This window comes from Carnobacterium viridans (assembly GCF_900102725.1).
GTDB classification, from domain to species: Bacteria; Bacillota; Bacilli; order Lactobacillales; family Carnobacteriaceae; genus Carnobacterium_B; species Carnobacterium_B viridans.
In genome coordinates, this window is record NZ_FNJW01000008.1 from 2,198,927 (window position 1) to 2,218,456 (window position 19,530).

23 protein-coding genes are annotated in these 19,530 nt (G+C 34.6%); 22 read left to right on the forward strand and 1 reads right to left on the reverse strand.

All coding sequences use genetic code 11. From position 1 onward, the window contains the following. The first annotated feature begins 204 nt into the window (after positions 1–204). From BLT48_RS12065 to BLT48_RS12080, 4 genes are all read left to right on the forward strand, one after another. Positions 205–750 carry a DNA-3-methyladenine glycosylase I gene (locus BLT48_RS12065; protein WP_035021783.1) on the forward strand — a complete coding sequence of 182 codons (546 nt, stop codon included), beginning with the start codon at positions 205–207 and terminating at the stop codon, positions 748–750. 135 nt (positions 751–885) lie between these two features. Then, positions 886–2,328, forward strand: a complete 1,443-nt coding sequence (locus BLT48_RS12070) for a C40 family peptidase (protein WP_089978256.1) — start codon at positions 886–888, stop codon at positions 2,326–2,328. 208 nt (positions 2,329–2,536) lie between these two features. Continuing rightward, positions 2,537–3,415, forward strand: a complete 879-nt coding sequence (locus tag BLT48_RS12075; protein ID WP_089978259.1) for a glucose 1-dehydrogenase — start codon at positions 2,537–2,539, stop codon at positions 3,413–3,415. A 222-nt stretch (positions 3,416–3,637) separates the two neighbouring features. Beyond that, positions 3,638–4,546, forward strand: a complete 909-nt coding sequence (locus BLT48_RS12080; protein ID WP_035021790.1) for a diacylglycerol/lipid kinase family protein — start codon at positions 3,638–3,640, stop codon at positions 4,544–4,546. Between the two features lie 46 nt (positions 4,547–4,592). Here the strand turns inward: BLT48_RS12080 and BLT48_RS12085 are convergent, their stop codons facing one another. Next, on the reverse strand, positions 4,593–6,404 hold the full coding sequence (locus BLT48_RS12085; protein ID WP_089978262.1) for a M3 family oligoendopeptidase: 1,812 nt from the start codon (positions 6,402–6,404) through the stop codon (positions 4,593–4,595). A gap of 203 nt (positions 6,405–6,607) precedes the next feature. On the opposite strand from BLT48_RS12085, the gene BLT48_RS12090 reads away from it, so the two are divergent. The 18 genes from BLT48_RS12090 (at position 6,608) to BLT48_RS12175 (ending at position 19,407) form a co-directional block, all read left to right on the forward strand. Continuing rightward, positions 6,608–7,138 (forward strand): VanZ family protein, encoded by a 531-nt coding sequence (locus BLT48_RS12090; RefSeq protein ID WP_035021794.1) that lies wholly within the window; start codon positions 6,608–6,610, stop codon positions 7,136–7,138. A gap of 103 nt (positions 7,139–7,241) precedes the next feature. Beyond that, positions 7,242–7,967, forward strand: coding sequence for a YebC/PmpR family DNA-binding transcriptional regulator (locus tag BLT48_RS12095; RefSeq protein WP_035021796.1), 726 nt, complete (start codon positions 7,242–7,244; stop codon positions 7,965–7,967). Between the two features lie 216 nt (positions 7,968–8,183). Beyond that, the gene (gene comGA / locus BLT48_RS12100; protein WP_035021834.1) at positions 8,184–9,251 is read left to right on the forward strand and encodes a competence type IV pilus ATPase ComGA; all 1,068 of its coding nucleotides are present in this window, start codon (positions 8,184–8,186) and stop codon (positions 9,249–9,251) included. Beyond that, positions 9,205–10,263, forward strand: coding sequence for a competence type IV pilus assembly protein ComGB (gene comGB / locus BLT48_RS12105; RefSeq protein WP_176944127.1), 1,059 nt, complete (start codon positions 9,205–9,207; stop codon positions 10,261–10,263). Before comGA ends, comGB begins: the two co-directional genes overlap by 47 nt. After that, positions 10,260–10,583: a competence type IV pilus major pilin ComGC gene (gene comGC, locus BLT48_RS12110; protein ID WP_035021840.1), complete on the forward strand. Its 324-nt coding sequence runs from the start codon at positions 10,260–10,262 to the stop codon at positions 10,581–10,583. Before comGB ends, comGC begins: the two co-directional genes overlap by 4 nt. After that, positions 10,580–11,017: a competence type IV pilus minor pilin ComGD gene (comGD, locus tag BLT48_RS12115; RefSeq protein ID WP_035021843.1), complete on the forward strand. Its 438-nt coding sequence runs from the start codon at positions 10,580–10,582 to the stop codon at positions 11,015–11,017. The genes comGC and comGD overlap by 4 nt, the downstream gene beginning before the upstream one ends. Then, positions 10,995–11,345, forward strand: coding sequence for a hypothetical protein (locus tag BLT48_RS12120; RefSeq protein ID WP_035021845.1), 351 nt, complete (start codon positions 10,995–10,997; stop codon positions 11,343–11,345). The genes comGD and BLT48_RS12120 overlap by 23 nt, the downstream gene beginning before the upstream one ends. Further along, positions 11,290–11,796 carry a competence type IV pilus minor pilin ComGF gene (comGF, locus tag BLT48_RS12125; RefSeq protein WP_176944128.1) on the forward strand — a complete coding sequence of 169 codons (507 nt, stop codon included), beginning with the start codon at positions 11,290–11,292 and terminating at the stop codon, positions 11,794–11,796. Before BLT48_RS12120 ends, comGF begins: the two co-directional genes overlap by 56 nt. Further along, positions 11,789–12,181, forward strand: coding sequence for a hypothetical protein (locus BLT48_RS12130; RefSeq protein ID WP_089978264.1), 393 nt, complete (start codon positions 11,789–11,791; stop codon positions 12,179–12,181). The genes comGF and BLT48_RS12130 overlap by 8 nt, the downstream gene beginning before the upstream one ends. A 139-nt stretch (positions 12,182–12,320) precedes the next feature. Then, entirely contained in the window at positions 12,321–13,382 is a 1,062-nt protein-coding gene (locus tag BLT48_RS12135; RefSeq protein WP_035021851.1) for a M24 family metallopeptidase, read from the forward strand. 92 nt (positions 13,383–13,474) lie between these two features. Beyond that, positions 13,475–14,032 carry an elongation factor P gene (gene efp, locus BLT48_RS12140; RefSeq protein WP_035021853.1) on the forward strand — a complete coding sequence of 186 codons (558 nt, stop codon included), beginning with the start codon at positions 13,475–13,477 and terminating at the stop codon, positions 14,030–14,032. A gap of 46 nt (positions 14,033–14,078) precedes the next feature. Continuing rightward, positions 14,079–14,504, forward strand: a complete 426-nt coding sequence (locus BLT48_RS12145; protein ID WP_035021856.1) for an Asp23/Gls24 family envelope stress response protein — start codon at positions 14,079–14,081, stop codon at positions 14,502–14,504. Next, positions 14,504–14,947 (forward strand): transcription antitermination factor NusB, encoded by a 444-nt coding sequence (nusB, locus tag BLT48_RS12150; RefSeq protein WP_089978267.1) that lies wholly within the window; start codon positions 14,504–14,506, stop codon positions 14,945–14,947. The genes BLT48_RS12145 and nusB overlap by 1 nt, the downstream gene beginning before the upstream one ends. A 140-nt stretch (positions 14,948–15,087) precedes the next feature. Further along, positions 15,088–15,954 (forward strand): bifunctional methylenetetrahydrofolate dehydrogenase/methenyltetrahydrofolate cyclohydrolase FolD, encoded by an 867-nt coding sequence (folD, locus tag BLT48_RS12155; protein ID WP_035021862.1) that lies wholly within the window; start codon positions 15,088–15,090, stop codon positions 15,952–15,954. A gap of 118 nt (positions 15,955–16,072) precedes the next feature. Then, positions 16,073–17,413: an exodeoxyribonuclease VII large subunit gene (gene xseA, locus BLT48_RS12160; protein WP_089978270.1), complete on the forward strand. Its 1,341-nt coding sequence runs from the start codon at positions 16,073–16,075 to the stop codon at positions 17,411–17,413. Next, positions 17,410–17,646 carry an exodeoxyribonuclease VII small subunit gene (locus tag BLT48_RS12165; RefSeq protein ID WP_035021867.1) on the forward strand — a complete coding sequence of 79 codons (237 nt, stop codon included), beginning with the start codon at positions 17,410–17,412 and terminating at the stop codon, positions 17,644–17,646. The genes xseA and BLT48_RS12165 overlap by 4 nt, the downstream gene beginning before the upstream one ends. Before the next feature lie 15 nt (positions 17,647–17,661). Next, positions 17,662–18,561, forward strand: a complete 900-nt coding sequence (locus BLT48_RS12170) for a polyprenyl synthetase family protein (RefSeq protein WP_035021870.1) — start codon at positions 17,662–17,664, stop codon at positions 18,559–18,561. 18 nt (positions 18,562–18,579) lie between these two features. Then, on the forward strand, positions 18,580–19,407 hold the full coding sequence (locus BLT48_RS12175; RefSeq protein ID WP_035021872.1) for a TlyA family RNA methyltransferase: 828 nt from the start codon (positions 18,580–18,582) through the stop codon (positions 19,405–19,407). Positions 19,408–19,530 lie beyond the last annotated feature (123 nt).

A 19,530-nucleotide genomic window follows, 5' to 3' on the forward strand; every position in this document is an offset into this window, starting at 1 on the left:
GGCTGCAATGAAGCATATGGTCCTTAACCAAGCAATGCGTACCATAAGTACCATAAGCAAAGGCTAAAATGAAACATATGGTCCTTAACCAAGCGATGCGTACCATAAGTACGAAGCAGAAACTCTTTATATGCTGTAGTTCCCTCAACTCTTGTAGTTATTAGAAGTGTTCAAAAAAAATAAGATAAAAAAGGATGTGTATTAATGGAAAGATGCAGTTGGGCAACATCAGATTTAATGAAGAAATATCATGATGAAGAATGGGGGAAACCTTTGCACGATGATCAAGCTTTATTTGAACTGCTGATTCTAGAAACAATGCAAGCAGGATTAAGTTGGTCTACTATTTTAGACAAAAGAGAAAATTACCGTGAAGCATTAGATGGATTTGAACCAGAAAAAATTAGTCATTATGACCAAAAGAAAATAGAAGAATTGCTTTCCAACTCTGGTATCATCAGAAATAAATTAAAAATAGCTTCTATCATTAAAAATGCAGTAGCTTTTTTAAAGGTAAAACAAGAATTCAGCTCATTTAATCAATACATTTGGTCCTTTGTAGAAGGAGAGCCAATCGTTAATCATTTTAATAACTTTGAAAAACCGCCAGTTAAGACTGAGCTATCCAGTAATTTATCTAAAGATATGAAAAAAAGAGGATTTTCATTTGTTGGACCAATAACGTGTTACGCGTTTATGGAAGCAGCAGGTTTGGTAAATGATCATAGTGATAACTGTTCCTTTAAATGAAAGTCGTTTTATTTGACACACAGTTGTAATATAAACGATATGATTCTATCACATACATTATGCTATACTAAAGTCCGTTAAGAAATTGGTTAAAATAGACTTTTAATCAAATCGTAATTTGGAGGGGTAAAACACGTGAATAAAAAATTAGTAACTATAGCAATCTTAGGATCCATGACTTTTAGTTCTCTTATATTACCAACTGCCGTTAGCGCTGAAACTAATACAGATAAACTTACTGAATCTGAACAACAAGTAACCCAAACACAAGAAGCAATTGAAGCAGCTCAACAAAAAGTTGATGCTCTACAAACTCAATCAAGCCAAACAGAAGCAGAATTAGCAGCTATTACAAGTTCAATCGATTCTAATAAAGGTAAAACTGATACATTATTAGCGGATATTGAAGCATCTCAACAAGAAAAAACAACACTTGAAAATGAAATTAAAGCTCTTGAAGAAAAAATTGCACAACGTAGTGAACAACTTGAAGATCAAGCTCGTACAGTACAAGTAAATGGAGACACAAAAAACTACATAGAATTTGTTATTGAAGCTGATTCTTTGTCTGATGTAATTGGACGAGTAGATGTAGTCACTGATTTAGTAAAAGCAAACAAAGATCTTGTTCAAGCACAAGCAGATGATAAAGAATCAGTAGTAGAAAAGAAAGAAAAAACAGAACAATCAATTGTTCAACAAAATGCCCTTGCAGCGCAACTTGAAAATGCAAAAGCTGAAATGGAACAACAATTATTAGAAAAAGAAGTTGTGGTTTCTCAATTAGCAATTGAAACAGCGAGTGCACAATCAGATAAAGATAAATACATCGCTCAAAAAGCAGAAGCTGAAAGTCAAGTAGCAGAATATACTGCTGCCCAAGAAGCAGCAGAGTTAGCTGTATTGGCAAGTTATGAAGCAGAAGAAGCAAAAGAAGAAGAAGAAACAGAAGAACCAATTGTAGAAGAAGCTTCTACAAATGAAGAAGTAGTGGTTGCGGAATCAAGTGAGTCTGTTGAAGAACCTCAAGTAGTAGAAGAAAGTGAAGTGACAGCTTCTACTCCAACAGAGACTACTAAGAAAACTGAGAATGTATCTACTTCAACAAAAGAAACAGTAAAAACAGAAACAAAAGCACCAGCAAAAACAGAGACTAAGGCACCAGCAAAAACACCTGAGGCTCCTAAAACAACAACAACAACAGCACCGTCTACAAGTGGCGGTACATCTTGGTCGAAGTTGCAACCACACGCAACTAGTGTGATGGGCACACCTTACTTATGGGGTGGAACAACACCAAGTGGTTTTGACTGTTCCGGATTTACTTCTTATGTTTTTGCAAAAATTGGAATTACTTTGCCACGTACGGCAGCAGCACAATATGCATCTTCTACTAAGGTTTCAAATCCTCAACCTGGAGATTTAGTTTTCTTCAAAGACGGAGGATCAATTACTCATGTAGGAATTTATGTTGGAAATGGTCAATTTATTGGATCACAAAGTAGTACAGGCGTTGCTTACACTTCAGTTAGCTCTTCTTATTGGGGACCTAAACTTGTAGGATACGGACGTTACTAAAAAGATAAAAAAGAACAACCTTGTCAATTTGACAAGGTTGTTCTTTTTTTTGCAACTGGATAATTTAATTTCTAAAAACAACGGACCCAAATGGTGCTAAATGAAGCATAACCAAATGAGAATATAAGGAGTGCATTATATTCGATTAGAAGACAAATTATTGTTAAACTAAATATGGATAAAATTTTATTAAGGATGGTGAGCGTCAATGATTGAAAGAGAAAAAGATATCATCGAAACTCAAGCTCCAAAAGAAGATTATCGACAAAAAGATGAAAATAAAGAAATGAATCCGATTCCAAAAACTGAGTCGCCAGATTACAAACCTGCTGGTAAATTGGAAGGAAAGGTAGCTATTGTAACAGGAGCAGACAGCGGGATTGGAGCAGCTGTTGCCATTGCATTTGCCAAAGAAGGGGCAGATGTTGTTGTAACAGATTACGAAAATAAAGAAGATGCTAAGAATTTAAGAAAACGGATTGAAGAAATCCGGGGTAAAGTTCTTTGGTTCACAGGTGACGTAGGGGATGAATCATTTGCACAAGAAGTAATTAAAAAAACGGTAGCGGAATATGGCAGTATAGATATTTTGGTGAATAACGCTGCGGAACAACATACGCGTAAATCGATTACCGAAATTACTGCTGCACAGTTGGATCGTACTTTCCGTACCAACATTTTTTCAATGTTTTATTTTGTAAAAGCAGCATTGCCTCATATGAATGAAAATGGAAAAGTTATTAATACGACTTCTGTAACCGCCTATCAAGGTTCACCAGGTTTGTTAGATTATTCTTCAACTAAAGGTGCTATAGTAGCGTTTACTCGTTCGCTTTCACAAAACCAAGAAATTATTGATAAGAAAATCCGAGTTAATGCAGTAGCTCCAGGACCAATTTGGACTCCTTTAATTCCGGCAACTACACCAAACGATGATAAAGAAGAGTTTGGAGCATCCGTTCCAATGAAACGAGCAGGTGAAGCATATGAACTTGCACCTACCTATGTTTACTTAGCGAGTGAAGACTCTAGCTATGTTAGCGGACAAGTTCTACACGTAAATGGAGGAACCGTTGTGAATGGTTAAAATTATCATACGGTAAAGGTAAGAGTTAGAATAGGATTAACAAATAGAATGATTATCCTATAGTTAAACAAAAAAAGCAGAACACAAGGTATTTTTATCCTTGTATGCTGCTTTTTTTGTTAACTAAGAAATGACTTTTTATAGCAATAGTGGAGAGCTTAAGTTAAACTAACTATATAAAAAAAACAAGTTTTATTTAGGAATGGGAAAGGTTGATGGAAAATGAAAAAAGCTGTATTGATCGTAAATCCTTCTTCTGGGGGAGAAAAAGGGAAGGAATATTCTAAGCTCGCTTTAGAAACCTTAGAACCTTTATATGATGAAGTTGTACTTAAAGAAACAGAAAAAGGCGGCGATGCCGAAGCATTTGCTAAATCTGCTGCTAAAGAAAGAGTAGAAGCAGTTTTTGTAATGGGTGGTGATGGAACAGTCAATGAAACGATAAGTGGGTTAGCTGAAGAGGAGTACCGTCCAAAGCTTGGAATTGTCCCTTTAGGCACAGTTAACGATTTAGGACGTGCATTGGGTATTCCGCTTAATCCATCCACAGCCATTCGGATGCTGCCAGATGCAATCACAAAAGAACTAGATATTGGTAAAGTAAATGATTCTTATTTTATTGATGTCATTGCCATTGGTAAAATCCCTGAAGCTGTTAAAAACGTAGGTGCGGAACAAAAAACAAGATTAGGTTCATTAGCCTATTTTATTGAAGGAGCCAAGGCATTAAGCGATGGCCAAAGTTACACATTTAAATTAGAATTAGATGGCGAGGTTTATGAACAAGAATCTAGTTTAGTGCTTATCGCATTGACGAATTCTGTTGGAGGATTTGAAAAAATGTTGCCCCATGCAAAAATTGATGATGGCTACTTGCATTTAATAGTATTAAAAGGCAAAACGTTAATAGATAAATTGAAATTAGTTCCCAAAGTTATCTCAGGAAATGCGATTGATGCAAATGAAACACTATATAAAAAATTTAAATCAGGAAAGCTATCAGTTCCCGAAGAAGACAATCAAGTGATAAGTAATATTGATGGAGATGAAGGGGATAAGCTCCCCCTTCATATTCAAGTTTTGCCTCGTCACATTACTATTTTTGTTCCAAAAGATACAAAAGAAGCATAAAAAGAACTACGACAGTCATTTAAATGATTGTCGTAGTTCTTTCCTTTTATTTAATGTATTCTTGTGTTAATTCCATAAAAGTAGAAACATCAGTTTTCATGATAGCAATACCAGCTTCCCAGAAATCAGATTTTGTTAGGTCTGCAGCTAAATGTTTCATAGCTAGGTCCTCAGTAGACATAGAAGCTGTATCTCTTAATAAATCAATGTATTTATCTTCAAAATCAGCTCCTTCTTCTAATGAACGAGCGTAGATTCCTAAACTAAATAAGTAACCAAATGTATATGGAAAATTATAAAAAGGAACATCAGCAATGAAAAAATGAAGTTTACTAGCCCAAAAGTGAGGATGGTAGTCACTTAATGAGTCTTGGTAAGCCTCTTTTTGCGCTTCTTCCATCAATTCGCTAAGTCGTTCATCTGTAACGACTCCACTTTGACGTTCATTATAAAAGCTGGTTTCAAATAAGAAGCGAGCATGGATGTTTAAAAACATGGCTAAGGCGTTCTGAATTTTAGTATCTAACAAAGTGATTTTTTCTTCTTTTGAAGCAGCTTCTTTAACGGTGGCATCAGCTACAATCATTTCTGCAAAGGTACTCGCTGTCTCAGCAACATTCATGGCATATTGCTGGTTAAGTGTTGGCAAATCAGTCATCACGTGGCTATGAAAAGCATGTCCCAATTCGTGTGCTAAAGTAGAGACTTCACTAGGCGATTCAGCATAGGTCATGAATATACGAGATTCTTTACTTTCCGGCAGTTCTGAACAGTAACCACCAGGTCTTTTTCCGCTACGATCTTCGGCTTCAATCCAATTGTGATCAAAAGCATACTGAGCAAAGTCAGCCATTTTCCCACTGAATTTCCGGAAATTTTCAACGATAAAATCAGCCCCATCATCATATGGGTAAACTTTAGCTGTTGCGTCTCCAATGATTACGGGTGCTTCCGTATCTTGCCAAGACAACTTATCTTTTCCAAGTAATTGAGCTTTTCGATTTAAATAATCAATAAAGGGTTGCTTTTGCTCGCTAACTGCTTTCCACATCGTATCTAACGTTTCTTGCTTCATTCGATTGTATTCTAATGGACGTTTCAAGAAATCTTTCACACCATGAGCTTTATAATCAGCTAAGCGAAATCCTGCTAAATGATTTAATGTATCGCTAAATAAAGGAGCCATATTTTTCCATGTTTCTTCCCATTTTTTGAATAGTTGTTCACGAACACCATTGTCAGGATCGGTATTCATTTTATTATAAGCTTGTCCGGCAGATAAAAGGTGAACTTGTCCTTCGCTGTCCTCAAAAGGAATTTCAATTGTTGCGACTAATGAGTCGTAGTGGTCGCTCCATCCTTGAAAACCATCAATAGACAGCGTATTAATCAAAGCTTCTTCAGCTTCGCTTAGCAATTCTTTGCCTTGTGTACGTGTTTCGTTTAGACTAAAGTCTATTGCTTTAAAAGCAGGCAATTCAATCAATTCATTCCATTTATCATCCGGCATAGCAACCATTTTTTTCGTCAAAATGGTTTGAAGAGTACTAAAAGTACTATTTAGTTCAAAGATTTGTCCTGAAATAGTACCTGCTTGTTTATCCGATACATCTGCAGATTGTATCGCTTCTATAAAGGTGAAAACTTGCGAAAGTCCCTTTGACAGTTCTTCTTGAACTAGTAAGATATCAGCCAAATTTTTAAATGTTGGGCTGTCTTTTTCTGCATCCCAGTTGGTAACCAGTCGAGTTAACTTATCTAACTGACCTCGAATGGCATCTAACTTTTCTTTTAATTGAGGTGAATTGCTGCCGCCTGGGAAAATAGATTCAAGATCCCATTTCATACTATATTTCATATCGTAACATCCTTTCGAATTCTGAATATAGTTATTATACTCTAGTTTACAGTAGTTTTAAAACCAACAATAAATTAAAGTAGCCAATTTTTATAAAGTGTCTTGAAAATAACTACCAAAATCGATTTCAGTTCATGTAAAATAGAAACAGCTAACATGATGATGGATGAAAAAATTAAAAATTAGAAAGAAGGAAAATAAGGATGCGATTTACTTTAAAAGACAATCTTTTTATTGCACTTGCATTGATAATTATGGCTGGATTATTTTATAGTTCTTCTCAGCCATACGGAGAACAATCGTTAACAGGTGTATTGGATACCTTATTAGCTAAAGAACCATTGAAAGATGTATTAAGTCATATTCATTTTAATTATGCAGGTGGTGAAGTGAGTATTGCCGCACAAGGATACAGTTCATTTGTAGAATTTTTTATTCGAAAACTAGCTCATTTTGGAATTTATTTTTTATTAGGATTATGCTGGTTTTTAGGATTAAAAAATAAAATGACGAGCATTGGCTTAGCAGCTTTTGTAGCATGGTTATTAGCATCTGGTTATGCCGCATTTGATGAATTCCATCAAAGCATTACGCCAGATCGAACACCATTGATGGAAGATGTTATTTTAGACGCAACAGGTGCTCTTACAAGTATTCTTTTAGCCTTGGTATTTTTTTTGTTTATTTTTAAAAAGAAACAGACTAAACAATCATTTAAAAAATCCAAGTGGTAACGAATACATACGAATAGTTGCTCTATAACAGGATTTTTGATAAAATAAGTAAGGCTATTTATTCTAGCTTAATACACTTATACTATGAAATGGGGAGTTTGGAGTGTCAGGACATTCAAAATGGAGTAATATCCAGGGGCGTAAAAATGCTCAAGATGCAAAACGTGGAAAAATATTCCAAAAAATATCAAGAGAAATATACATGGCTGTAAAAAGTGGTGGGCCTGATCCAAACACAAACCCTTCATTACGTATGGTGATGGACAAGGCTAAGTCTAATAATATGCCAAATGATAATGTTGAACGTGCCATAAAAAAAGGTAGCGCAACGGGAGAAAATGAAAACTATGATGAAGTTATCTATGAAGGTTATGGACCAAAAGGGACTGCTGTTCTGGTACATACGTTGACAGATAATTTAAACCGTACTGGAACAAATATTCGTGTAGCTTTTAATAAAAATGGTGGTTCATTAGGCGAAAAAGGGTCTGTTAGTTATATGTTCGATCGAAAAGGATATATCGCAATTGAACGTGAAGGATTAGATGTAGATGAAGATACGATGCTAATGAGCGTTTTAGAGGCTGGCGGAGATGAAATGGAAACGTCAGATGAAGTATTTGAAATTTACACTGATCCCTCTGATTTACCAGATGTGCGAGACGCTTTAGAAAAAGAAGGTTACACATTAGCGCAAGCTGAAGTAACCATGATTCCGCAAACAACGGTTCAGTTGCCAGAAGATAAAAAAGCTTTATTTAATCAAATGATCGATAAACTTGAAGAAGATGACGACGTATCAGAGGTTTTTCACAACGCTGAATTATAAACGACTAATTAAAAATAGTTCTGATTAAAATAAAAAATTAGTAATGTAAATCCCTTTTGTGGACTTACATTGCTAATTTTTTTATTTATTTTACCAAGCTCACATTAATAATACAAAATGTTTTTGAAATAGCTGAAAAAATAACGAAATCCATTAGTATTTACATACATTTAAACTAAGATCATTAAAAGAAATAAAGAGAGAGGAGGACCAAAAATGGAAATTGAAGAGTTTGCTCAATATAGTATTGTAAAAGCTCAAGAAGTAGGAACTAGCGATATTCATATTTTACCTGAGGAAAATCATTACAGTTTGTATTTTCGAATTGGCGGGAAAATGAGTTTTTGGAATAGTGTACCCGAAGAAAATGGAAAACGAGTTATCTCATATTTTAAATATTTATCCAATATGGATGTAGGAGAGCGAAGAAAACCTCAAAGTGGAGCTTCACAACTGCTAATAAATGGAAAGGCTATAGCCTTACGATTTTCAACGATCACTAATTTCCGAGCTCAAGAATCGATGGTAATCAGAATTTTAAATTCAGCTGCTCATTTATCGTTATTGAAAACAACTTACTTTAAAAAAGAAGTACAGATGATTGAGCAATTGGCTCAGTTTAATAGTGGATTGCTGATTTTTTCCGGACCGGTTGGATCGGGAAAAACAACAACGATGTATCAACTTGTTCGTGAAAGCTATTTGGTAAGTAAACAACAAGTCATTACGGTCGAGGATCCAGTAGAAATTGAAGAACCGTTATTTTTACAAACACAAGTGAATGAAAAAGCTGGAATTACTTATGAGACCCTTTTAAAGTCTAGTTTACGCCACCATCCGGATACCATTATTATAGGTGAAATAAGAGATGAAGAAACAGCGAAAATGGTGATTAGAGGAGCTCTAACCGGACATCTGATAATCGCAAGTGTTCATGCTAAGAATACTGTAGGGGTTGTTTCTCGTCTGCTAGAACTAGGTGTAACACAAGAACAATTAAAACAAACATTGCTTGGTGTAGTATTTCAAAAGTTAATCCCAAAATATTGCCCATTTTGTAAGGGAGACTGTGACCCTGCATGTGCGCACAATAATTTATATGAAAAAAGAGCCATTTTATATGATGTTTTATCGAGAAAAGAACTCAAGCAATTTCTCTCTCAAACACACTCAGAAGAAGAGATTCAAGAAAAACTTACAAGGTCGTTTAACTTATTGCTAAGAAAGGCGTACGCATATGGCTATATCAGCGAAAAAAATTATATTCAATTCCAGATTCCTTAAAAGAAAATCTTTAGCTGTACAGGCAGCATTTTTAAATAAACTTTCTACACTGATGACTCAAGGATTCTCTTTAAAAGAGGCTCTGTTATTTTTAAAAATGATTTTACCACAAGAAGACCAATGGATTCAATCGATTCTTGAAGAATTAGAAAATGGAGAACGGTTTGATAATAGTTTAAAAAAACACGGATTTTCTGAACGCATCTCTTCTCAGATTTATTTATCTTTTATCCATGGAAATCTGACAGAAGCATTGGCAGCCAGTGGAAACTACTTAGAAGAAAAAGAGAAGCAGCGAAGTCAATTAACTAAATTGTTACAGTATCCTATTTTTTTATTGCTGTTTATGATTGGTATTTTAATGGCTATTCGTTTTATGATCTTACCTAATTATGAACAAATGAACGGGAGTCAGGAATCTATTATTAATACATTTTCAATAAAATTTATTTATTATTTCCCAACCTTTTTGGGTGTTTTTTCAGTGGTGGTTTGTCTAATGATTTTAGTGATTCGTCATCAATTGGGAAAACAAACTGCCCTTCAGCGTACTGTTTTTTTTATGAAAATTCCGATTCTTTCAACACTATTAAGACTATACTACACAAATTTATTTAGTTATGAATGGAGCCAATTATTAAAAAGCGGCCATCAAATGAATAAAATCATTGAATTAATGCAGACGAAGGAAACAACTCAACTGATGCAAGAAGTAGCTTGCAAGATGGAAGAGGAGCTGAGAACGGGTCAAGATTTCAAAGAATCGATGAGCAGCTTTAATTTTTTTAATCGTGAATTAGGGTTTATCATCATACATGGCGAAGCGACCAGCCGATTAGGAATTGAATTAGCTGTGTATGCCCAAGATTGTCAATTAAGATTAACAGTGCAAATCCAAAAGTTGCTTGGTTACATCCAACCGATTATCTTTTTAATTATTGCGTTTTTTATTATGTGTGTTTATTTAGCTTTATTATTGCCAACGTTTTCTATGATGGAGGGAATCTTATGAAGAAGAAAAAAATGCTGAATCAAAAAGGATTTACACTTATTGAAATGGTAATGGTTTTATTTATTATTTCAGTATTGATGCTCCTTATTGTTCCAAATATAGTGAAACAAAAAGACTCTATTGATGTTCAAGGAACAGAAGCCTTGGTGACTGTTATCCAAACACAAGTAGAACTTTATGAATTAGATGGTCAACAAGAGGCTGTTTCCTTAGATTCATTACAGCAGCAAGGCTATTTATCTGCTAAACAAGTGAAACAAGCTACCGCAAAATCTATTACTATTACAAATGGTATCGTAAGCTCAAGCAAAAGAGAATGAAACCTCTAAATGAAAAAGGGATGATGCTTTTTGAGATGCTTCTTGTTTTATTCATTGCGACAGTTTTAGTCTTGATTCCAACTATTTATACCAAACAAACTAAAAACCAATTAGAAAATCAGCTTTTTATTGAAGAATTTCAAAGTCATATGACAGCTATTCAAAATTATGCTGTTTTATCTGGACAAGTAACCATGATGACTGTGTCTTCTCAATATAAGACAGTTCAATTTAAAGTTATTGGAGATGAGAAGAACGCATTAAATCAGCTGATTTATTTACCAGAAACGATCACGACCCCTACGTATAAAACGTATTATTTTAATGGCTATACTGGGAACTTAAGAAATTTTGATACATTGGTTTTTTTTATTAACCAACAAAGACACACAATGACTTTTCAGTTAGGGAGTGGACGATATAAGTGGCAGTAAGAAACTAAACCAAAAAGGGTATTTGTTGATTGAAAGTTTAGTAGCTTTTTCTTTAGTGAGTTTGTGCATCGCTAGTTATATTCCGTTCATTGTAGGCATGCTAAAAAAAATAGACACAGAAAAAACGACCGTTGAAATGCACCGTATACAGTATGAACAAATCCAAAAAATTGAACAGCATCAAGCAGTAGATTCTACTTGGAAAACAGGAGGAAAGATTTATACCATTAATCCTCTAATAGATAATAGTCGAAAAGGGGTACGGATAACTTATGAAAACGAAGAAATTTTCATTGAAGTCCGCTCGTTTCAAACGTCCATCCCTTGATCAAAAAGGATTTACATTGATAGAAGCATTAGTAGCACTATTTATTTTGGTCCTTTGTATTGTTCTATTAAATGTTGTTACAACTCAATATAAAACTATTCGTAAACAAACTTTCGAAGATCGACAGCTAGAATGGCATATGTTCTTAAATCAATTTGAGTATAGTTTAGAAGGACTTGTTTTGGTCAACACAAAACCTAATGAATTGCAGTTTAAGTTACTGGATGATAAAGGCCAATTTAAAGAGATGATTTATTATGAAAAGTATGAGAATCTAGTTAGACGTCGAACGGGGGCGGGAGGTCATCAACCTATGTTGATGAAAGTCAAATCAATTAACTTTGTTGAAAAAAAATCATTTTTAGAGATAACTGTAACTTTTTCAAATCAAGAGACCTATCATGCGCAATTAGGTATTGAACATAATGCAGCGGGTATTCAAGATGAATGAAAAAGGTGCTGTATTGCCATCTGTAATGGTATTTCTTTTATTAATGAGTATCATGATTTTAGGTACGAATAGAGTGTTTGAGAATCAAATGAATCAGTTAAGAATGACGAAACACTATTATGAAGTAGAAAGTATGCTGATTTTAGCTAAGATGGAACTCAATAGTCAATATGAATTAGACAAAGAAATTCAAAAAGGAATCGTTACATTTCCTAATGGAATAGTGACTATTCAACGAAAAGAAGCAAATGTGTTTATCTTAACTGGAACGCTTAAAGATGTATTTTCAAAGCAGCTAGAAGTCGAATTAACTCCAAGGATAACGGAAGAACTAAAAATCAAACAAGATAAAGAAGCAACTCCCACTTTACCTAATAAAAAGTAACTTACAGAAGAAGGCGAAGTAACCTCATTGCAAGCTTAGATGAGGTTATTTCTTTTTGTGGTCGTATTTGATATACTATTTGAATAGAAGTGGCTAATTCAACCAATCAATTAGATATAGATAAAAGGAGTGAGAAATAATGACTAAATTAATTAAATTACGTGAAGGAATGAAAAAAAACGGAATTGATGCATTATTAGTAACTAGTCCTTATAATTTGCGTTATGTTTCCAACTTTACAGGCACAACAGGTTTAAGCTTGATTACACTGGATAAAGCTTTTTTTGTAACGGATTTTAGATATACTGAACAAGTAGCAACTCAAGCAGTAGGATTTGAAATTGTTACTAACGTGGGCCCAATTTTTAATGAGGTAGCAAGATTAGTAGACGAAAATAAGATTGAAAAGTTAGGGTTTGAACAGGATTTTATTACGTTTAGTACATTTGAATTACTAGAACAAATTATTTCAAGTGAATTGATCCCAGTAAAAGGATTGATTGAAGAGCTTAGAGAAGTTAAAAGTGAAACGGAAATTGAAACTATTAAAAAAGCTTGTTCTATTTCTGACGCAGCATTCAAGTTTATTTTGGGAGAAATCAAACCTGGAATGACCGAAATTGAAGTAGCTAATTTATTAGATTTTCATATGCGAGGTCTAGGCGCAACGGGGGTTTCATTTGAAACGATTGTTGCTAGTGGCATTCGTTCAGCCATGCCTCATGGGGTAGCAAGTCACAAGAAGATTGAAACAGGCGATTTTGTAACAATGGATTTTGGTTGTTACTATGAAGGATATGTTTCAGATATGACAAGAACAATTGCAGTAGGTGAACCAAGCGAAAAGTTAAAAGAGATTTATGCTATTACGTTAGAAGCTCAACTGAAAGTTATTGATGCAGCTAAACCGGGAATGACTGGTGTTCAATTAGATGCTGTTGCCCGCGATCATATTGCTAAATATGGTTATGGAGAGGCTTTTGGCCATTCAACAGGACATGGTATTGGATTAGAAATTCATGAAGGACCAAACGTTTCTAAGTTAGCAGAAAAAAGGTTTGTACCTAGGAATGTCATTACCAATGAACCCGGAATTTATTTGCCAGGCTTTGGTGGGGTAAGAATTGAAGATGATTTAGTAATTACTAAAAATGGAAATGAGGTCATCACTCACTCTCCAAAAGAACTTATCATATTATAACGTGATTAAAATTGACAATTTATTAGGCAGAACACTGAAAAAATGATACACTTATACAGAAAAATAGGAACGGACTCATAGGAGGAAATTAAATGATTTCAGTAAATGATTTTAAAACAGGATTAACGATAGAAGTTGACGGTTCAATTTGGCGTGTTGTGGATTTTCAACATGTAAAACCAGGTAAAGGTGCTGCTTTTGTACGTTCAAAACTTAAAAATTTACGTTCTGGTGCAGTACAAGAAAAAACTTTCCGTGCAGGAGAAAAAGTAGCAAAAGCTCAAATCGATAATAAAAAAATGCAATATTTATATGAAAGTGCTGGCGCATATGTATTTATGGATAATGAGTCATATGAACAAATAGAAATACCAGGTGATTCTATTGTTGAAGAATTAAAATATTTGAAAGAAAATATGGAAGTTCACATTTTAATGTATGATACAGAAGTATTAGGTGTTGAATTGCCAAATACAGTTCAATTGCGTGTAGCTGAAACTGAACCTGGTATTCGTGGGGATACTTCTTCAGGTGGAACAAAACCAGCAATTTTAGAAACAGGAACATCAGTAAATGTCCCTTTCTTTATCAATGTGGATGATGTGTTGATTGTTAATACTCAAGATGGTTCTTACGTTTCTCGTGCATAATCAGTTGAAATTAAAATGAAATTAGTAAATATAGGAGGTTTGCCAAATGGCTGAAGAATCGACAGTTGCAATAAATGATACTAAAGGTACACTTGGAGAAATTGAAGTAGCTCCTGAGGTAATTGAAGTGATTTCTGGTATTGCTGCAAGCAAGGTAGATGGAGTCTATGCAATGCAAGGAAAACTTGCTTCTGGTGTTTCTGAATTATTTGGTCGAGTAGACCACAAAAAAGGTGTCCATTTAACATCCGATGAAGAAGGCTTGAAGGTAGATATTTATTGCTACTTTATTTATGGTGTATCGGTACCAAAAGTTGCTTTAGAAATTCAAGAAAAAGTAAGAGAACAATTGTTGCAGATGACAGATATAACATTAGCTGAAGTAAATGTTCATATTGTAGGAATTATTCCAGAAAAAACAGAATTACAAGAATTATTAGATCTTGATCAAGAAGAAGATGGTGACGAATAGTGAGTTTAACACGACGTGATATTAGAGAAAAAGCCTTACAATCACTTTTTCAACTTTCTGCTAATGAAGATTTATCGAAAGAAGAAGCTATGCAACAAGCATTAACTAGTGAAGATGAGTTAGCTGATGAAGTTGAAACAGTTCTGGTACCAAGTTATTTAGACTTACTTGTATCAGGTGTAATGGAAAAACAAGATGAAATCGATAAAAGAATTAAAGCTCACTTAGAGAATTGGTCCCTAAATCGTCTTGCTAAAACAGATTTAATGATTATTCGAATCGCAATCTTTGAGATGATGTATGTTTCAGATGTGCCAGACAGAGTTGCATTGAATGAAGCACTAGAAATTACCAAAAAGTACAGTGATGAAAAATCTAGAAAATTTGTTAATGGTGTTTTAGCAAACATAGTAAATGAGAACAGTGAAGATGAAGCTGAATAAGCTTTGTTTTCATTGTTTTTTTGCTTAAGTTACAGTTTGTAAAAGTTTCACGAGACTGATTTGAGGGTGTAATTGAGCTAATTCTTATGATAAGATAGACAGGGTAAAGTTTAATTGAGAAGAAAAGGATGGGATTCTTTATGAGCGCAATAATCATGAGTGGTAAAACATTGGCCGATGAAATGACGATTGAAATGCAAAATGATGTCAATCAACTTAAGAAAAAGGGAGTTACTCCTGGTTTAGTTGTATTATTAGTTGGTGAAGATTCTGCAAGTCAAACGTATGTAAAAAATAAAGAAAAACGTGCAAAAGCATTAGGCTTTCATTCGCTCATTAGGCACTATCCAGTAGATATAACTGAAGAAGAATTATTAAATGAAGTCAATCACTATAATGAAGATCCAGCCTTTCATGGCATATTAGTGCAATTGCCATTACCAAAACAGATTGATTCAGATAAAGTAGTAAATGCAATTGACTCGGTAAAAGATGTGGATGGTTTCCATCCTATAAATATGGGGAAATTACTAATAGGGCAACCAGATAAGATACCGTGTACACCCTATGGCATTATAAAACTATTGGAACGTTATCAGGTAGATATTGATGGCAAAACTGCGGTGATGATAGGACGCAGCAATATTGTTGGAAAACCGATGGCTCAATTATTAATGATGAAGAATGCAACCGTAACTATTGCTCATTCTAGAACAAAAGATTTAGCTGCACTAGCCCGTACAGCTGATATTTTAGTTGTAGCAATCGGTAGAGGACATTTTGTAACAAAAGAGTTTATCAAGCCAGGTGCTGCAGTAATAGATGTAGGAATGAACCGTGATAAAAATGGGAAATTAATCGGTGATGTTAAAAGTGACGAGGTAGCTGAGGTTGCAGGTTATTTAACTCCTGTTCCTAAAGGTGTAGGACCCATGACTATCACTATGTTGCTTTATCAAACGATTGAAAGTGCAAAAAAGATTAGTGCATTATCAAAAAAAATGTAAGGCATAAAAATTGTTCTTGAAAAAAGATGAGAATAAGCCAGAGTTAACGATAAAAATAAAAATAACAAATAAAGAGCTGTTTTCAATTTATGCAATGCTGCTAAAAGGAGAGAATACATTGTCAAATGATTACTTGACGGTCACTGCATTGACTAAATACATTAAACGAAAATTTGAACGAGATCCTTATTTAGAACGAATTTATTTGACAGGAGAAATTTCTAACTTTCGAAATAGGGCAAATGCCCATCAATATTTTAGTTTAAAAGATGATCATGCCAAGATTTCTGCAATTATGTTTAAAGCAGCTTTCCAAAAGCTCAAATTCACTCCTGAAGAAGGAATGAAAGTATTAGTTATTGGACGGATTTCGTTATATGAAGCAAGCGGAAATTATCAAATAACGATTGAACATATGGAGCCAGATGGAGTGGGTGCTCTCTACCAAGCTTTAGAAGAAATGAAGAAAAAATTAAAAAACGAAGGAATTTTTGATGCACCAAAACAATTGATTCCTACGTTTCCTAAACGAATTGCAGTAGTAACGAGCCCAAGCGGTGCAGTTATAAGAGATATTATGACTACGATAAAGAGACGATTTCCCATTGTTCAATTGGTTATTTATCCTACTCTTGTACAAGGAAATAAAGCGGCAGATGCAATTGTATCAAGTATCCGCATGATAGAGGAAAAAGGTGATTTTGACACAATGATCCTGGCACGTGGTGGAGGCTCGATTGAAGATCTGTGGCCTTTCAATGAGGAAAAAGTTGCACGTGCGATATTTGAAGCACAAACACCGATCATTTCTTCTGTAGGGCATGAAACAGATACGACCATTGCTGATTTAGTGGCAGATGTACGTGCTGCAACTCCAACGGCAGCAGCAGAGATTTCTGTTCCTTTATTGTCGGATGAATTGATCAAAATTGAACAATTAAAATTGCGGCTTGTTCAAAGCTATGCGCGAAAAGTGGAAATATTAAATCAACGGTTAACGAGCCAGTTAAATTCTTATATTTTTAATCAACCGCAGCGGTTATATGAAGGGTATGCTCAAAAGTTAGATTTGCTGACTGAAAGGCTTATTCGAGCAATGGAAGAAAAAAATCAACAATTAAAAAACGATCTTAATGTTCATCTGCTTCAGTTAAACGCTCAAAATCCGACACAGTTAGTTAAACAAAAGCGTAGTGATTTAAGTGTTATGAATAGGCAATTGACGACTCAAATGGAATGGTATATGGAAAATCAGACTAAACGTTTTCAATATGCTGTTCAATCGCTGGATTATTTAAGCCCTTTAAAAATTATGAATCGTGGCTATAGTTATGCAACAAAAGATGGAAAAGTTATTAAAGATAGTAAGCAAGTTGAAGCAGAAGACAAGATTCACATTCATTTGCACAAAGGAAGTTTTGAGGCAAAAGTCATAAAGAAAGAAGAGGAATCTAAATGAGTACAGCAAAGAATTTGAAATTTGAAGAAGCTATGCAGCAATTAGAAGAAATCGTAACAAACTTGGAACGTGGAGATGTTCCATTAGAAGAAGCGTTGGATCAATTTCAAAAAGGCGTTAGTTTAAGTAAATTTTGTAAGGAAGCCTTACAAAATGCAGAACAAACTTTAACGAAAATAGTCGATGAAAACGGTAAAGAAAAATTATTTGAAGATGAAAGTGAAAGTAATTAAGAAAAGAGGGTCGATATGAATTTAAAGTCATTTAAAGATAATGTGATTCCATCATTTGAAGAGGAGATGCTTGGATACATTAGGGAGAATGGTACTGAAAAGGAATCATTACATGAAGCCATGGTTTATTCTTTAGAAGCTGGCGGAAAAAGAATTCGACCTTTGCTTCTTTTAGCAACGATTCAATCGTTGGGAGGCGATAGTAGAAAAGGGTATGCCGTAAGTGCTGCTTTAGAGTTTATCCATACGTATTCCTTAATTCATGATGATTTACCAGCTATGGATAATGATGATTTGCGTAGAGGAAAACCGACGAGTCATATTGTTTATGGTGAAGATACAGCAATTTTAGCCGGTGATGCTTTGTTAACACAAGCTTTTGAAATTATTGCTGCATCAGATGCTTCACCAGAAAAAAAAGTGAAATTAATTCTAGCATTAGCAAAATCTGCAGGCCCAGAAGGTATGATCTTGGGGCAAATGGCGGATATCCAAGGTGAAACGAAAGACTTAAGTTTGGAAGAATTGCAATTTATTCATCGGAACAAGACCGGTGAATTGTTAAAATTTCCTATTTACGCCGCATGTGTGATTGTTGACGCAGCAAAAGAAGTTGAAGAACAATTGATGGGGTATGCTGAGCATATCGGATTAGCTTATCAAATTCGCGATGACATTTTAGATGTGATCGGAAATGTAGAAGAAATCGGCAAAAACACTGGAATGGATGCAGCTCACAATAAGAGCACTTATCCAGGTTTGTTAACACTTGAAGGAGCTAAAAAAGCTTTGAACCAAGAGCTAACAACTGCAAAATTAAACTTACTGACTGTGGAACAAATTAGTCGAGATTCAGCTAGACCGGTTCAAATTAATTTATTGGTAGAAATTATTGATCTTTTGGTGATCGATTAAAAAGGTGGGAACCGTCACATGAAAAAAGAACGAGTAGATATCCTCTTAGTCGAACAAGGCCTAGTAGAGTCTATTGAAAAAGCTAAAAGTATCATTATGGCTGGTCAAGTATATACAGAAAAAGAAGAGCGGATCGATACTGCTGGAGAAAAAATTCCTTCTGAGACGAAACTTCATTTAAAAGGAAAACACTCTCGTTATGTCAGTCGAGGTGGGTTTAAATTAGAAAAGGCGATGAATGTTTTTGATGTGACGATTAAAGACAAAATTATGCTAGATATCGGTTCTTCTACTGGAGGATTTACCGATGCTGCTTTACAAAACGGAGCTAAATTGAGTTATGCATTAGATGTAGGGACGAACCAACTAGCCTGGAAACTACGCCAAGATCCAAGAGTCGTAGTGATGGAACAAACGAACTTTAGGTATTGCAAGCCAGAAGATTTTTCAAATGGGAGACCCAATTTGTCTTCTATTGATGTTTCATTTATTTCTTTACGCGTAATTCTCCCCGTGCTAAAGAACATTATTGCTTCTGGTGGAGATGTATTGGCTTTGATTAAACCTCAATTTGAGGCACATCGTGAAGATGTTGGTGAAAAAGGTATCGTCAGTGATAAACAAGTTCATGAGCAAGTTTTGACAGACATGCTTTCATTTGCAACAAACATTGGATACGATGTATTAAACTTAACATTTTCTCCTATTACAGGTGGAGAAGGCAACATTGAATTTTTAGCTCATTTAAAGTGGAATGACAAAACAAAAGGTGACCTAGCTGATTCTGTCGAGATAGAATCTGTTTTAAAAGAAGCATATGCTACACTAAAAAATGAAAAAAAATAAGATAACGGATGTATCATCTAAAATTGGTACATTCGTATTTTATTTTTAATTTTTAGGGTTTTTTGTTTTGATTTCTCATATTTTTTCTTTTCTATCTGAATTAAGTGCGCTATGATAGGAGTA

Bases quoted from the DNA above. Each gene is read 5' to 3' on its own strand.
- BLT48_RS12145 (WP_035021856.1), top strand. From the start codon at position 14,079: ATGGCTGAAGAATCGACAGTTGCAATAAATGATACTAAAGGTACACTT.
- comGD (WP_035021843.1), top strand. From the start codon at position 10,580: ATGAAACCTCTAAATGAAAAAGGGATGATGCTTTTTGAGATGCTTCTT.
- BLT48_RS12065 (WP_035021783.1), top strand. From the start codon at position 205: ATGGAAAGATGCAGTTGGGCAACATCAGATTTAATGAAGAAATATCAT.
- comGA (WP_035021834.1), top strand. From the start codon at position 8,184: ATGGAAATTGAAGAGTTTGCTCAATATAGTATTGTAAAAGCTCAAGAA.
- folD (WP_035021862.1), top strand. From the start codon at position 15,088: ATGAGCGCAATAATCATGAGTGGTAAAACATTGGCCGATGAAATGACG.
- comGF (WP_176944128.1), top strand. From the start codon at position 11,290: ATGAAAACGAAGAAATTTTCATTGAAGTCCGCTCGTTTCAAACGTCCA.
- comGB (WP_176944127.1), top strand. From the start codon at position 9,205: ATGGCTATATCAGCGAAAAAAATTATATTCAATTCCAGATTCCTTAAA.
- BLT48_RS12085 (WP_089978262.1), bottom strand. From the start codon at position 6,404: ATGAAATATAGTATGAAATGGGATCTTGAATCTATTTTCCCAGGCGGC.
- BLT48_RS12135 (WP_035021851.1), top strand. From the start codon at position 12,321: ATGACTAAATTAATTAAATTACGTGAAGGAATGAAAAAAAACGGAATT.
- comGC (WP_035021840.1), top strand. From the start codon at position 10,260: ATGAAGAAGAAAAAAATGCTGAATCAAAAAGGATTTACACTTATTGAA.
- BLT48_RS12090 (WP_035021794.1), top strand. From the start codon at position 6,608: ATGCGATTTACTTTAAAAGACAATCTTTTTATTGCACTTGCATTGATA.
- efp (WP_035021853.1), top strand. From the start codon at position 13,475: ATGATTTCAGTAAATGATTTTAAAACAGGATTAACGATAGAAGTTGAC.
- BLT48_RS12075 (WP_089978259.1), top strand. From the start codon at position 2,537: ATGATTGAAAGAGAAAAAGATATCATCGAAACTCAAGCTCCAAAAGAA.
- BLT48_RS12080 (WP_035021790.1), top strand. From the start codon at position 3,638: ATGAAAAAAGCTGTATTGATCGTAAATCCTTCTTCTGGGGGAGAAAAA.
- BLT48_RS12165 (WP_035021867.1), top strand. From the start codon at position 17,410: ATGAGTACAGCAAAGAATTTGAAATTTGAAGAAGCTATGCAGCAATTA.
- BLT48_RS12170 (WP_035021870.1), top strand. From the start codon at position 17,662: ATGAATTTAAAGTCATTTAAAGATAATGTGATTCCATCATTTGAAGAG.
- BLT48_RS12175 (WP_035021872.1), top strand. From the start codon at position 18,580: ATGAAAAAAGAACGAGTAGATATCCTCTTAGTCGAACAAGGCCTAGTA.
- BLT48_RS12130 (WP_089978264.1), top strand. From the start codon at position 11,789: ATGAATGAAAAAGGTGCTGTATTGCCATCTGTAATGGTATTTCTTTTA.